The sequence below is a fragment of the Mycolicibacterium sp. SMGY-1XX genome, assembly GCF_059132455.1.
Genome location: NZ_CP101139.1, coordinates 5115277 through 5129015, shown reverse-complemented (window position 1 = coordinate 5129015; position 13739 = coordinate 5115277). Strand labels below are relative to the sequence as shown.

Genomic DNA, 13739 nt, shown 5'->3' with positions numbered 1-13739 from the left:
GCACCCGACATTCCGGTGAACTCCACCGGCAGACAGGAAGTGGGACCCCTGCACCATGGCGCGCATCGGAGACGGCGGTGACCTGCTGAAGTGCTCGTTCTGCGGGAAGAGCCAAAAGCAGGTCAAGAAGCTCATCGCGGGGCCCGGCGTTTACATCTGCGACGAGTGCATCGACCTCTGCAACGAGATCATCGAAGAGGAACTCGCCGACGCTGACGACGTCAAACTCGACGAGCTGCCCAAACCCGCGGAGATCCGGGAGTTCCTCGAGGGCTATGTGATCGGCCAGGACACCGCCAAGCGCACGCTGGCGGTCGCGGTCTACAACCACTACAAGCGCATCCAGGCGGGCGAGAAGAGCGGCCGGGATTCGCGTTCGGGTGAGTCCGTGGAACTGGCCAAGTCGAACATCCTGATGCTCGGCCCCACCGGCTGCGGTAAGACCTACCTGGCGCAGACCCTGGCCAAGATGCTCAACGTTCCGTTCGCCATTGCCGATGCGACGGCGCTGACCGAGGCCGGCTACGTCGGTGAAGACGTCGAGAACATTCTGCTCAAGCTGATCCAGGCGGCCGACTACGACGTCAAGCGCGCCGAGACCGGCATCATCTACATCGATGAGGTCGACAAGATCGCCCGCAAGAGCGAGAACCCGTCGATCACCCGCGACGTCTCCGGCGAGGGCGTGCAGCAGGCGCTGCTGAAGATCCTCGAGGGCACGCAGGCCTCGGTGCCCCCGCAGGGTGGACGCAAGCATCCGCATCAGGAATTCATCCAGATCGACACCACCAACGTGCTGTTCATCGTCGCGGGTGCGTTCGCCGGCCTGGAGAAGATCGTTTCTGACCGAGTTGGCAAGCGCGGCATCGGGTTTGGTGCCGAGGTGCGCAGCAAGGCCGAGATCGACACCCAGGATCACTTCGCGGAGGTGATGCCGGAGGATCTGATCAAGTTCGGTCTGATCCCCGAGTTCATCGGCCGCCTGCCCGTGGTGGCGTCGGTGACCAATCTGGACAAGGACTCGCTGGTGCAGATCCTGTCGCAGCCCAAGAACGCGCTGGTGAAGCAGTACACCCGGCTGTTCGACATGGACGGCGTGGAGCTGGAGTTCACCGCCGACGCGCTCGAGGCGATTGCCGACCAGGCCATCCATCGCGGCACCGGTGCCCGCGGCCTGCGCGCCATCATGGAAGAAGTCCTGCTGCCGGTGATGTACGACATCCCCAGCCGCGATGACGTCGCCAAGGTGGTCGTGACCAAGGAGACCGTGGACGACAACGTGCTGCCGACCATCGTGCCGCGCAAGCCGTCGCGGACCGAACGCCGGGACAAGAGCGCCTGACGACCGATCCGCGGTGAGGAGTCGGGCTAACCGGACAGCGCCTGACGCTTCGACATTGCATTGAGGGTCGTGATCCATCGCGGATCACGACCCTCAGTGCATTCTCGGCAGTGCTAGCGGACCAGCCGAGTCAACGAGGCGCGCTCGGCGATGACTTCGTCCACCAGGGCGGCGATCTCGGCCACGCCGTCGCGCCTGGCATACGCGGCCTCCAGGGCGCGGGCGTTGCGCAGATAACTCTTGTTGTCCAGCACGTCACGCACCGCCCGGCGGAGCTGGCCGACCGACGGGGTTCCGGTGCGCAGGTTGACCCCCGCGCCGGACCACTGCACCCTCGTTGCCACCTCGGGTTTGTCCTCGGTGTCACCGGCCACCACGAGGGGCACGCCCGCCGACAGTGCGCGCTGGACGGCGCCGTACCCACCGTTGGTGACCATCACGTCGACGTGGGGAAGCAACTGGTCGTGTGGAATGTATTCAGCCACATGAGTATTGGGTGGCAGCGAGATCGTGATCTGGTTCAGGGGCCGCCCGCCGGTGGTGGCGACGACGGTGACGTCCTCACCGCCGAGCGCCTCGATGGTCGGTTCGAGCAACCGCCCGAGGTCGGCGTTGTCGATCGTTCCCTGGGTGACGTGCACCACCGGCTTGTCGCCGCGCAGCTGCGACCACCACGCCGGCGGCCGGAAGCCCTCGGTCGGCCGGGGGTGGACGGCGCCGACGTACCGCACGTTGGCGGGCAGGTCACTGCGCGGATAGTCGAATTTCGGCACCGTGGGCGCGATGTAGCGGTCGGCCAGCACGCCGCAATCCATCACGAACACCGGCAACTGCGGGCAGTTCATCCGATTCAACAGGTCGTTGGCCACACGGTGCGACTGCCGCAGCAACACCTTCTGCGACAGCAGGTTCAGCGTCCGGTTCCGTAGCCGGCCGAGCGGAGTCGCCGACGGCATCATGCCCAGCCCCATCGGTGCGTGGTCGCGACTGCTCATCATCAGCGGCGTGGTCGAGTAGCTCAACACCGGCGGCCGGGCGGCCGGATCACCGAGCAGGAACGGCACGATGCCGAAGAAGCCGGCGTCGGCGATGATCGCGTCGTACCGGGTGGTCTTCATCAGTTCGGCGAGGGCCGCCGTCTGGTGGGGCATCGGCGCCAAGAACAGCCGGGTGATGTCGAAGTTCACCCGTTTGATGCCGGACGTCTCCGCGCGGCCGGGAAAGTCCCGGTTCAGGTTCGCCTCGTCGAATTCGGCGGCGGCCGGCAGCGCGGCGGGTGTGGCGCCGACGGCCCGGATCCGGTCGGCGTGCTGGGCCGCCGTCAGCACAGTGACGCGGTCGCCGCGCGCCACCAGCCCTTCGGCCACGTTGAGCAGCGGGCCGATGTGGCCGACGGGCTGCATGGATGCGATCAGTATCTCCGGCATCGTGAGGTCCTCCGTGTGGTTCGTGTAGCGAGTTGCCTGGGAACCGATGCTTGTCGAGGGCATGGTCGCGAACTTGGAGGTTGTGTGGAGATCGGGTGGAGATTGCAGGTAGACCGCACAAAGCGGCGGCCCCGGAGGACTCCGGGGCCGCCGCGTGGTGGGGAAGTTCAGTTCATGTTCCAGGGCGCGCCGTAGGTGGTCACACTGTCACCGGCTGCGGAGATCAGCCGGGCATAGGGGCGCAGCAGCACGCCACCGGCCGCACCGGTCACGGTGCCGTGGGCGTTGGACACCGCCACCGCGCCGTTGGCTCCCTTGACGTCCACGGAGAAGGTGGCCACTTCCTGGATGCCGGGACCGTTGCCCAGGTCGGCGGTGATCGACGCGCCGGGGAACAGCGGCGGGGTGACGACGGCGGGGATCAGGTCCAGGTCCAGGCCGCCGGTGATCGGGTTGAACGTGCCGTAGTCCTGGCTGTCGAACGCGACGTTCGGGGTGGTGTAGCTGAAGTTGATGCCCACACCCAGCGACCAGGGAAAGCCCACCTGGTAGCCCAATTCGAGCACGCCCTTGAAATCCTTGGCGCCGTCACCGGTCACGCTGTAGACGGCCTTGCCGGAGTGGAACCACTCCCGGGTGAGACGGTTGCGGTCCAAGGGGAAGACACCGTTGAGGAACGTGTCCCACTGCTGGATGGTGAGGGTGCGGCCCTGACCGTCGACGAGGCTGAGCTCATTGTCCAAGCCGGCATGCGAGGTGCCCGTGCCCACGAACAGTGCGGCGACGGCGGCGATCAACGCCACCAACACCCGGCCGATTGTCTTCATGTTGCCCCTCACTGTTTCGCGGTGCTCCGCCCGACCGATGACGATGCGGACCCGCAGAACCTATAGCGAAGTGAGGGTGCGTGGGTGACGAAATCGCGTTCAGCGGGCCGCTTTTCGGCATTCTGGAGGTGTCGTCGCGCCGCTCAGCTGCGGCGATGAGGCCCTCTGCCAATGAGCTGTGGAGTTGCTTGACCCTGGATGTGATCGGCCGATTCGAGGCTTCGGCTCGGATAGGTTTCAGCTCGCCGAGTGGATGATCCGGTCGGGTCTGCTGTAGATGTTCATCGAGTCGCCGCGTAAGAATGCCACCAGTGTGAGCCCGGACTGCGTGGCCAGATCGACGGCCAGAGAGGAGGGGGCCGACACCGCCGCCATCACGGAAATGCCTGCCATGACTGCCTTTTGGGTCAGTTCGAACGACGCGCGGCCACTGACCAGTAGCACGGTGCCGGTCAGCGGGATGCGGTGTTGTTCGAGCGCCCAGCCGATGACCTTGTCGACGGCGTTGTGCCTGCCGATGTCCTCGCGCAACGCCAGCATGGTTCCGTCGGCAGTGAACAGGGCCGCCCCGTGCAGTCCGCCGGTACTGGCGAACACCTTCTGCCCGGACCGAAGTTGTTGCGGCATCGTGGTGAGGGTCTCGGCCAGGACCGTCGTCGGGTCGTCGCCGGGGGCGTGGCGGCTGATGGTGGCCACGGCGTCCAGCGACGCTTTGCCGCAGATACCGCACGACGAGGTGGTGTAGAAGTTGCGCCGTACATCGACATCCGGCAGTGGGACACCAGGTGCCAGGGTGACGTCGAGAACGTTGTAGGTGTTCATTCCGTTTTCGTCAGCGCCCCGGCAGTACCGCACGTCGCGAATGTCGTCGCGACCGCCGATCACGCCCTCGGTCAGCAGAAAACCTTGCGCCAGCTCGAAATCCGAGCCTGGAGTGCGCATCGTGACGGTCAGCGGGTTGCCGTTGAGGCGGATCTCCAGCGGCTCCTCCACCACCAGCGTCTCGGGACGTTCGGTGGTGTGGTCGGCCGACACGTGGCTGGCCCGCCGGCGTGCCGTCACCCTACCCATGCGCTGCTTTCCACCACACCAATCTACTGCGGGTCGATGATCTGCAGGACGCCCGCGGTGTTGCCTGCCACGAACAGCCGGCCGGTGGCCGGATCGACCCCGAGGGTGTAGGGGTTCTGCACCGTGGGGATCCGGGCGATTTCCCCGGGAGTCGGTTGCGCCATGTCGTAGCCCACCACTTCGTTGGTGCCCGACGACGCGACCCACAGCCGATCTCGGCGGGCGTCGTAGGTGATGCCGTACGGGCCGCCGGGTTGCGCCACCCGCGCCACCTCGCGGGGTCGGGGTTCCGGTTCGAATACCCGCACCGCGTCGCCACGGGTGTCGGCGGCGATCAGGCGGCCGTGTTTGTCGGCCACCAGGTGGGTGGGGCCGTCGCCGGCGGGTACCGAGCCGACGATGGTCAGGGTTTCGGTGTCGTAGACGGTCAGGTCGTTCTTGCGGACGTCGAGCAGGCCCATCACGGTTCCGGTCGGCGCCAGGCCGGCGGGCTGCACGCTGTCGGTGAACACCTTCACCACTTCGTCGCCGCGGAGCGCCGCGACGGTGCCGCCGTGTTCGTTGGCGACGAAGACCGTGCCGTTGGCCGCCTGGGCGGCGTCGTGGGGGAAGGTGCCGGTCAGCACCCGCTGTCGAGCCTGCCCGTCGGGCAGGTCGACGCGCACCAGGGCGTCGGCGCTTTCGACCGGGACCAGCACCGGACCGCCCGGCGCCGCCAACTGCAGGTGCCGCGCGAACCCCGGCAGTGGCGTACGCGCGGTGACGGCTCCGGTGTCGGCGTCCAGCAGGACCAGCTCGTTGGGATCGCGGGTGGTGACGGCTACGCGGCGGCTGACGGGATCGACGACGACGCCCTCGGGTGCCGCGCCGACGGGGATCTGACGGCCGGGCGGTGGTTGCACAGGCGGCGGGGCCTGCTGAGGTTCGGCCGGCGGCGGCAATGTCTGTGGGTCAGGCCGGGTGCCCTCGGTCACGGGCGCAGGCATCGGAGGTGACGGTGCGGCGCCGCAGCCTGCCGTCAGCAGAACGCAGGCGATCGCGGCGAGAGTGAGCGCGCGCATGGTGAGGCGGTACCCGGCCGCCTGCGCGGCGACGCACTGACGGGTATGACGAGGGTGTGACCGGCGCGGCCGCACCCGGCGGCAGTGTGCCGCCGCCGCCGGGTGCGGGGTCTCTGGTCGCCCGATGTCAGCCTCTCGGGCTCAGCTCAGCGGCCCTTGCCGTCCAGCTGATGCCGGTGCGGCGACTGCGGAGCGCAGGGCGCGGACGCGTCCTCGGTGTGGGTGGCCGTCGCGCAGTCCTGGTGGTCGGTGGCCGGGTCGGCGCTCCACACCCCGGCACTGACGACCGACGGCATGGCCGGGGCGGCTGCGGCGGCGCCGGCCAGGCCGATCGAGGCGGCACCGATCATGATGGCGGTGATCGCGGTGCGGGCGGCGGCGGTGAGCTTCGACATGGTGTCCTCCTGGTTGGGGCGCTGGTTGCGCCGGTGAACACAGGATCGGCGGCCGGTCTCCACGAATCCTCAAAGGATCCTTGGCGGGTGCGGCCCTTTGCCGTTGCTGGCGCTTCGGGCCAGCGTCCGCGCATTCTGACGTTGACGTCGGTGTAACAAATTTGCCATCGAACGTCCCTAGTTTGGTGCGGTCACACGTCCGTCATCCCGGTTCGGACGCATCGCAGTGAGGAAGTCCCATGAGCGGAAATGCCGTCCGTCTGCAGGCGATCAACAACGTGGAGGCCTACGTCCCTCCGGCGATCAGCTTCGACCCGACCGAGGAGCCCGGCGCGATCTTCGGCGCCAACGTGTTCACCAAGGCCGAGATGCAGCTGCGTCTGCCGAAATCGGTGTTCAAGTCCGTCGTCGCGACCATCGAGAAGGGCGCCACGCTCGATCCCGCCGTCGCCGACTCGGTGGCGTCGGCGATGAAGGACTGGGCGCTGTCGAAGGGTGCCACGCACTACGCCCACGTCTTCTACCCGATGACCGGGTTGACCGCCGAGAAGCACGACAGCTTCCTCGAACCCGTCTCCGACGGGCAGACGTTGGCCGAGTTCGCCGGCAAGACACTCATCCAGGGCGAACCGGACGCCTCCAGCTTCCCGTCGGGTGGCCTGCGCAGCACCTTCGAAGCGCGCGGTTACACCGGCTGGGATGTCACCAGCCCGGCCTACATCCTGGAGAACCCGAACGGCAACACGCTCTGCATCCCGACGGTGTTCGTGTCCATGACCGGCGAGGCGCTGGACTACAAGACCCCGCTGCTGCGCAGCCAGCAGGCCATGGGCGCGCACGCCGAGCGCATCCTCACGCTGTTCGGCCACAAGAATCTGGAGAAGGTGGTCTCGTTCTGCGGGCCCGAACAGGAGTACTTCCTGGTGGACCGGCACTTCTTCCTGGCCCGCCCGGACCTGATCAACGCCGGCCGTACCCTTTTCGGCGCCAAGCCGCCGAAGGGGCAGGAATTCGATGACCACTACTTCGGCGCGGTGCCCGAGCGGGTCCTGGGCTTCATGATGGACACCGAGCGTGAGCTGTTCAAGCTCGGCATCCCCGCCAAGACCAGGCACAACGAGGTCGCCCCGGCGCAGTTCGAGGTGGCGCCGATGTTCGAGCGCGCCAATATCGCCTCCGACCACCAGCAGCTGCTGATGACGGTGTTCAAGACGATCGCCAAGAAACACGGCATGGAGTGCCTGTTCCACGAGAAGCCGTTCGCCGGGGTCAACGGCTCCGGTAAGCACGTGAACTTCTCGGTGGGCAACGCCGAGTTGGGTTCGTTGCTGGTCCCGGGTGACACCCCGCATGAGAACGCCCAGTTCCTGGTGTTCTGCGCGGCCGTGATCCGCGCCGTGCACAAGTTCGGTGGCCTGTTGCGGGTGTCGGTGGCCTCGGCCACCAACGATCACCGCCTCGGCGCCAACGAGGCGCCGCCTGCCATCATCTCGATCTTCCTCGGCGAGCAGCTCGCCGATGTGTTCGAGCAGATCGCCAAGGGTGCGGCCACCTCGTCAAAAGGCAAGGGCACCATGATGATCGGTGTCGACACCTTGCCGCATCTGCCCACCGATCCGGGCGACCGCAACCGCACCAGCCCGTTCGCGTTCACCGGTAACCGGTTCGAGTTCCGCGCGCCCGGTTCGGGTCAGACCGTCGCCGTGCCGATGATCATCCTGAACACGATCATGGCCGACTCGTTCGATCACATGGCCACGGTGCTGGAGAAATCGCTGGCTGACGGAGTGGACTTCGATACCGCGGTGCAGCAGTTGCTCACCGAGGTCATCACCGAGCACGGCGCGGTGGTGTTCAACGGTGACGGCTACTCCGACAACTGGCAGATCGAGGCGGCCGAACGAGGCCTGCCCAATCTCAAGACCACCCTCGATGCGATTCCCGAGCTGATCAAACCCGAGGCCGTCGAGTTGTTCGAGAAGTACGGCGTGTTCAACGAGCGCGAGTTGCACAGCCGTTACGAGGTGCGTCTCGAGCAGTACGCGCTGACCATCGCCGTGGAGGCCAAGCTCGCCCTGGAGCTGGGCTCGACGGTGATCCTGCCCGCAGCGCTGCGGTATCAGACCGAGCTGGCGCAGAATGTCGCCACCTTGAAGGCGGCCGGCGTCGAGCCGAGCTTGGTTCTGCTGGAGCAGGTTTCGGCCCCGATCTCCGAGCTCACCTCGGCGTTGTCGGCGCTGAAGGCGGCGCTGGCCGAGCATGCCGAGGGCTCGCTGGCGGAGGCGACGCACGCCCGCGACGTGCTGCTGCCGGCGATGGCTGCGGTGCGGACCGCGGCTGACTCGTTGGAAAGTGTTGTGGCCGACGACCTGTGGCCGCTGCCCACCTACCAGGAGATGCTCTACATCCTCTGAGTTGACCTGATCATTCCCCGCGAGCGCGCGCGTCTGTACGGCGACACGCCGCACTTTTTGTACAGACGCGCGCGCTCGCTCCGCCCGACTAGCCTCGCGGCTATGCCGAGGAGCAAAGGCCGGACCAAGAAGTCCAAGGGCAAGGCGTGGCGGACCGGCCGGGCGGGGTCGGAATACGAGGAAAACGTTGCCGAGCCGTCGGCCGGCCTGGACCTCGCGACGATGCCGGAGGCTCTGGTCGAGGTCCTGTCGAACGCATTGGCGGAGGACGCGGACCCGGCCTACGGCGATGACCACTTGGGCCGGGTGCTCGTCCGGCGCGGGTGGGAGCCGCTGCACGTCCATCTCGAAGACAGCTCGGACATGTGGTCATGGCCGTCGTCGGCGCCCGAAGGGGACTCCTGGGTGCCCACCGCGGTGACCGTTCTCGAGGACGGCTACCTGGTGCAGTTCGCCGACTTCCAGTCGCTGATGCGGGACGAACACGCCGAATACTCCAGCCGCGAAGAGTTGCTCGACGACCTCGACACCATCGAGGCGTATCGGCATCCAGCCGACCCACGGACCTAGTGTTTGTCCTTATGTTCGGACAAATGTAGACACCGGGGTGTGGCGGTGGCTACACTCACCTCTCGTCGGAACCGCCGAGCGAGAGGCTGGCCCCGTGACCACTCAAATCCCTTCAGCCGCTCAAACACCCGTCGGCATCATCGGTTTCGGCTGGATGGGTCGGGTGCACGCGCAGGCCTACGCCCGCGTCCGCCATCACTACCCGCAGCATGCCCGCCTGGTGGCGATCGCCGATGACGTTCCCGGCCGCGCCGAGGAGGCTGCCCGGCAGTTCGGTGCGTCCACCGCGGTGACGGACTGGCGTGTGTTGCTCGACGATCAGTCGGTGAGCGCCGTCAGCGTCACCGCACCCAACTTCCTGCACCGCGAAATCGGCACTGCCGTGGTGGAGGCGGGCAAGCACCTGTGGATCGAGAAGCCGGTGGGCCTCAGCGCTTCTGATGCGCTGGCGGTGGCGCGTGCCGCCGAGACCGCCGGGGTGCAAACGGCCGTCGGATTCAACTACCGCAACGCGCCCGCGGTCGCGGCCGCCCGCGAACTGATCGCCGCCGGCGAACTCGGTGAGATCACCCACGCCCGTTGCTATTTCCTCAGCGATTACGCCGCCCACCCCGACGGCGCACTGAGCTGGCGCTTCCAGCGCAACCGCGGCGGCAACGGTGTGCTCGGTGATCTCGCCTCGCACGGTGTGGATCTCGTGCGGCATCTGCTCGGCGACATCGACTCGGTGATCGCCGACACCGCCATCTTTGTCCCGCAGCGGCCGGTGCCCACGGGTGCCACCAGTGGGCACCAGCTCGCCGCGGGCGGCCGGCGCGACGCGGTGGAGAACGAGGACTACGTATTCGCACAGCTGCGGCTGACCTCCGGCGCGCGCTGCACGGTGGAGGCCAGCAGGGTGTCGGTGGGCGAGCAGAATGCCTACGGTTTCGAGATCCACGGCACCAAGGGCATGGTGGGTTGGGACTTCCGGCGCATCGGCGAACTGCGGGTCGGCACCGGGTCGGTGTTTCAGGACCAGCCCGTCACCACCCGCTATGTCGGTCCCGGGGACGGTGAGTATGCCGCCTTCCAGCCCGGCTCCGCCATCGCACTGGGCTATGACGATCTCAAGGTCATTGAGGCACAACGATTCCTGCGCTCCATCGCCACAGGGCACCCGCGCGGCGCCACCATCTGGGATGCGGTGCGCACGGCCCAGGTGATCGAGGCGATCACCGAGTCCGTGCGCACCGGCACCTGGACTGAGCCCGCGCGTTGATCTCCCACACATCCCCGGGTCAGGGGGTGTGCCGTCGGCCCAGCGCGGCCAGTTCACCGGCCAGCGTTTCGGCGTCCATCCCGGTTGTCAGCGCCCGTGACAGCAACTCGGCCTGCGTTTCTCCGTGCAGGCCCGAAAAGGGTTGATCGAGGTCGAGATTACTCGGGAACGCGTAACCCTCAGCGGCAGCGGCGATCACGTTGTCGGCACCGGCCGCCTGGTGCAGGAAAGGGTAGATGGCGTTGACGATCGCTTCCCGGTCCACCGCGTCGATGGCTCGACCGAACGGCGAGCTGACCTGCAACAGATTGGCCATCCGCTTGATGTCCGACGAGCTGTTGGTGCCCGCGGCGTGGAACAGCGCGGGGTTGAAGAACACGGCGTCACCGGCTTTCAGCGGCAACTGAACGTAATTGGCGTGGAAGTACTCCCGGAACTGCGGCAGGTTGAATGCGAGATAACCCGGTTCGTACTGGTGCGAGTAGGGCAGGTACATCGTCGGTCCCGACTCCACCGGCATGTCGACGTGAGCCACCGCACCCTGCAGGGTGAGTGCGGGGGACAGGCGGTGTACGTGCGCGCGGAAACGCGCCGCGGTGTCGGTGGACATGAAACCCAGGTGGTAGTCGCGATGCGGATTCTGCGCACCGCCACCAGGATTGACCACATTGACCGACGAGGTCACCTGATACATCGGTCCCAACCAGGCGCACGACACCAATGCCAGTACGTCGTTGGAGTAATAGCGCACGAACAGCTCGGGATCGGTGAGCGCAAGTTTCTGCAACGCATTCCAGATGCGATCGTTGGCGCCGGGCTTGGCGAAATGGTCGCCGTTGACCACACCCGACGCACGTTGCTCGGCGATGATGCCGCTGAACCGGGCGGTGGTCTCGGCCAGTGCGTGCTGCTCGGTGAAGGCCCCCGTGAAGACGACGATACCGGGCCCGGTCAGCAGGGCCCGCGCCAGTTCATCGGCGATCTCCTCGCGGCGCTGCGGATCCGTGGCCTGGGCGGTGATCACCTCGGCGTTGTAGAACAGCACGCCGCGGGTGGTGTCGGAGGCGTACGGGTAATCGGCCAGCGCCGTCTCCTGGGACAGCACACGGTCGAAATCCTGGATATCGCAGTCGGATTCCGAGATACGGCCGGCACCGACGGCACCTGTCACACTGCGGGTCATGTTGGTCTCCTCGTCAGATGATGTCGATCTGTGATGCCGGCAGAATCAGGATGACAAGATGGGAAAGTCGGAACAACCACACAAACCCCTCAAAACGACCTCAGGAACCAGCCGGTGCGACGTCCCTACCCGATTCGTGAAATCGCCCGCCAGGCCGGCGTGAGCGAGGCGACCGTCGACCGCGTGTTACACCGCCGGCCGGGCGTGCGGACCGGCACGGTGCTCCAGGTCGAGCAGGCGATCGCCGACCTCGAGCGCCAGTCCACCCAGATACGATTGTCCGGCCGGACGTTCATGATCGATGTGGTGATGGACACCCCGAAACGGTTCTCGGCGTTGGTCCGTCGCGCCCTGGAACGAGAGTTGCCCGGTCTGGGCCCGGCAGTGCTGCGCAGCCGGTTCCATCTCCGCGAACACTGGCCGCTCGAGGAACTGATCGGTCAACTCGACAGGATCGCACGCCAGGGCAGCCACGGGGTGGTGCTCAAGGCTCCGGACATCCCGGAGGTCGCTGCGGCCATCGGCCGGTTGACCGCGGCCAAGATCCCGGTGATCACGCTGGTCACGGATGTGCCTGCCAGTACGCGCATCGCGCACGTGGGAATGGATGACCGGGCAGCGGGTGCGACGGCGGCATACTTGATGCATCAGTGGCTGCGTCGGCTGCCGGGCCGGGTACTGGTGGTGACCAGCAGCGCCCTGTTCCGGGGGGAGGAAGACCGGGAGACGGGATTCCGGTCCGGTCTGCGTGACTACGACCCTGACCGCGCGATCGTCGACGTCACCAATTCCGACGGGCTCGACGCCACCTGCCGGGAACTGGTCGGTACCGCGCTCACAGCGCATCCCGACATCGTCGCGGTCTACTCGATCGGCGGCGGGAACACCGGTATCGCAGACGCTTTCGACGCGGCGGGCCGGCACTGTGAAGTGTTCATCGGTCACGACCTGGCCAAGGCCAACCGCGAGCTGTTGTTGGCCGGCCGGCTCAGCGCGGTGCTACATCACGATCTGGGGGCCGACATGCGCCGGGTGGCCCGGCTGGTGATGACCCACCACGGGGCTTTGCCGGGCCGGTTGCCCGCGCAGCCGTCAGCGATTCAGATCATCACGCGGGAGAATCTGCCTCCGGATCTCGTCGGCGATGTCGAGCGTTGACACGGCAGTGCGCAACGGATGGATCTCGGATTCGGTGCGCCCGTCGGTGATCAGTCTCGCCGCCTCCACCGCCGCGTAGTGCAGCCCGTCGGCCTGCGTTCCGGGCTTCTCGTCGTAGCGCAGCACCAGCCCCGGATCGGACGGATGCCCTTTGTGCCGGGTCAGCGTGAACGGTCCGGGCATGAAGAACGGGCCGTCGATGTGCAGTGTCGAGTCGCGGCCGCTGATCACCGCCGAGGTGGGGGTATCGGACAAGATCGTGGTGTGCAGGACCGCCTGATTGCCGGCCGCGTCGGACAGCATCGCCGAGATCTGCCCGGGGAGACCCGGGACCGCGTCCTGGCTCTGCGCCACCACCCTGGTGAATGATCCGAACACCAGGTGCGCCAAGGCGATCGGATAGGTGCCCAGGTCCAGAAGCGGACCGCCCGCGAGATCGGCGTTGTAGATGCGGTGATCGGGAGTGAAGAACTCGCCGTGGTCGGCGATCACCGTGCGCACCTCACCGAGCGCGCCGTCGTCGAGCAGTTGGCGGATGACATCGAACTTCGGCAGGAACTTGGTCCACATCGCCTCGCCGACGAACCGGTTGGCGCCGGCTGCCGCCGCGATGATCTCGCGTGCGCCTGCCGCGTCCACCGCGAGCGGCTTTTCCACCAGCACATGCTTGCCCGCCGCAAGCGCGGCGATCGTGTTGTCGCGATGACTGGGATGCGGGGTTGCGATGTAGACGATATCGACGTCCGGGTCGTCGAACAGCGCTTCGTAGCTGCCGTGGGCGGCGGGCAGCGACCACTGCGCGGCGAAGGCCTGCGCGCGACCGGCATCGCGGGAAGCGACGGCGGCCACCCGTTGAGTTGTGTTGGCCTGCAATGACTCCACAAAACGATGCGCGATCCACCCCGGGCCGGCAATACCCCAGCGCAACGACGGCGCCTCCCGCGGGTCGCGTGTCCGGGGCGTCGGCAGCGTGGTGAGGTTCATGGCATCAGCGTAATCCGCCAATGCTCTATTTGTTAAGACATCAGCA

At 66.9% G+C, this 13739-nt stretch carries 12 protein-coding genes; 5 read left to right on the top strand and 7 right to left on the bottom strand.

Features of this window, described 5'->3' with window-relative positions; genetic code table 11:
* The first annotated feature begins 55 nt into the window (after positions 1-55).
* Positions 56-1342, top strand: coding sequence for an ATP-dependent Clp protease ATP-binding subunit ClpX (gene clpX, locus NL241_RS24565; RefSeq protein WP_487693480.1), 1287 nt, complete (start codon positions 56-58; stop codon positions 1340-1342).
* Between the two features lie 113 nt (positions 1343-1455).
* Here clpX and NL241_RS24560 read toward each other — a convergent pair whose 3' ends face one another.
* From NL241_RS24560 to NL241_RS24540, 5 genes are all read right to left on the bottom strand, one after another.
* A complete protein-coding gene (locus NL241_RS24560; RefSeq protein ID WP_494395302.1) occupies positions 1456-2769 on the bottom strand; it encodes a nucleotide disphospho-sugar-binding domain-containing protein in 1314 nt (437 codons plus the stop codon).
* A gap of 167 nt (positions 2770-2936) precedes the next feature.
* Positions 2937-3596, bottom strand: coding sequence for a porin MspA (gene mspA / locus NL241_RS24555; RefSeq protein WP_487693482.1), 660 nt, complete (start codon positions 3594-3596; stop codon positions 2937-2939).
* A gap of 237 nt (positions 3597-3833) precedes the next feature.
* Positions 3834-4667, bottom strand: coding sequence for a formate dehydrogenase accessory sulfurtransferase FdhD (gene fdhD, locus NL241_RS24550; RefSeq protein ID WP_494395301.1), 834 nt, complete (start codon positions 4665-4667; stop codon positions 3834-3836).
* A gap of 23 nt (positions 4668-4690) precedes the next feature.
* The gene (locus NL241_RS24545; RefSeq protein ID WP_494395300.1) at positions 4691-5728 is read right to left on the bottom strand and encodes a Vgb family protein; all 1038 of its coding nucleotides are present in this window, start codon (positions 5726-5728) and stop codon (positions 4691-4693) included.
* A 146-nt stretch (positions 5729-5874) separates the two neighbouring features.
* Positions 5875-6123, bottom strand: coding sequence for a hypothetical protein (locus NL241_RS24540; RefSeq protein ID WP_494395299.1), 249 nt, complete (start codon positions 6121-6123; stop codon positions 5875-5877).
* A 239-nt stretch (positions 6124-6362) separates the two neighbouring features.
* On the opposite strand from NL241_RS24540, the gene NL241_RS24535 reads away from it, so the two are divergent.
* From NL241_RS24535 to NL241_RS24525, 3 genes are all read left to right on the top strand, one after another.
* Positions 6363-8537 (top strand): glutamine synthetase III family protein, encoded by a 2175-nt coding sequence (locus NL241_RS24535; RefSeq protein ID WP_487693486.1) that lies wholly within the window; start codon positions 6363-6365, stop codon positions 8535-8537.
* A 102-nt stretch (positions 8538-8639) separates the two neighbouring features.
* The gene (locus NL241_RS24530) at positions 8640-9107 is read left to right on the top strand and encodes a hypothetical protein (protein ID WP_487693487.1); all 468 of its coding nucleotides are present in this window, start codon (positions 8640-8642) and stop codon (positions 9105-9107) included.
* Positions 9108-9201: 94 nt separating this feature from the next.
* A complete protein-coding gene (locus NL241_RS24525) occupies positions 9202-10368 on the top strand; it encodes a Gfo/Idh/MocA family protein (protein WP_494395298.1) in 1167 nt (388 codons plus the stop codon).
* 19 nt (positions 10369-10387) lie between these two features.
* On the opposite strand, the gene NL241_RS24520 is transcribed toward NL241_RS24525, so the two are convergent.
* Complete coding sequence (locus NL241_RS24520; protein WP_494395297.1) at positions 10388-11551, bottom strand: phytanoyl-CoA dioxygenase family protein; 1164 nt, start codon at positions 11549-11551, stop codon at positions 10388-10390.
* Positions 11552-11665: 114 nt separating this feature from the next.
* On the opposite strand from NL241_RS24520, the gene NL241_RS24515 reads away from it, so the two are divergent.
* Positions 11666-12709: a LacI family DNA-binding transcriptional regulator gene (locus NL241_RS24515; RefSeq protein WP_494395296.1), complete on the top strand. Its 1044-nt coding sequence runs from the start codon at positions 11666-11668 to the stop codon at positions 12707-12709.
* Here NL241_RS24515 and NL241_RS24510 read toward each other — a convergent pair.
* Positions 12644-13693 carry a Gfo/Idh/MocA family protein gene (locus NL241_RS24510; protein WP_494395295.1) on the bottom strand — a complete coding sequence of 350 codons (1050 nt, stop codon included), beginning with the start codon at positions 13691-13693 and terminating at the stop codon, positions 12644-12646. The two genes, NL241_RS24515 and NL241_RS24510, sit on opposite strands and share 66 nt — an antisense overlap.
* Positions 13694-13739 lie beyond the last annotated feature (46 nt).

Excerpts from the sequence above, each read along its gene's own strand:
- clpX (WP_487693480.1), top strand. The coding sequence starts at position 56 with ATGGCGCGCATCGGAGACGGCGGTGACCTGCTGAAGTGCTCGTTCTGC.
- NL241_RS24560 (WP_494395302.1), bottom strand. The coding sequence starts at position 2,769 with ATGCCGGAGATACTGATCGCATCCATGCAGCCCGTCGGCCACATCGGC.
- mspA (WP_487693482.1), bottom strand. The coding sequence starts at position 3,596 with ATGAAGACAATCGGCCGGGTGTTGGTGGCGTTGATCGCCGCCGTCGCC.
- fdhD (WP_494395301.1), bottom strand. The coding sequence starts at position 4,667 with ATGGGTAGGGTGACGGCACGCCGGCGGGCCAGCCACGTGTCGGCCGAC.
- NL241_RS24545 (WP_494395300.1), bottom strand. The coding sequence starts at position 5,728 with ATGCGCGCGCTCACTCTCGCCGCGATCGCCTGCGTTCTGCTGACGGCA.
- NL241_RS24540 (WP_494395299.1), bottom strand. The coding sequence starts at position 6,123 with ATGTCGAAGCTCACCGCCGCCGCCCGCACCGCGATCACCGCCATCATG.
- NL241_RS24535 (WP_487693486.1), top strand. The coding sequence starts at position 6,363 with ATGAGCGGAAATGCCGTCCGTCTGCAGGCGATCAACAACGTGGAGGCC.
- NL241_RS24530 (WP_487693487.1), top strand. The coding sequence starts at position 8,640 with ATGCCGAGGAGCAAAGGCCGGACCAAGAAGTCCAAGGGCAAGGCGTGG.
- NL241_RS24520 (WP_494395297.1), bottom strand. The coding sequence starts at position 11,551 with ATGACCCGCAGTGTGACAGGTGCCGTCGGTGCCGGCCGTATCTCGGAA.
- NL241_RS24510 (WP_494395295.1), bottom strand. The coding sequence starts at position 13,693 with ATGAACCTCACCACGCTGCCGACGCCCCGGACACGCGACCCGCGGGAG.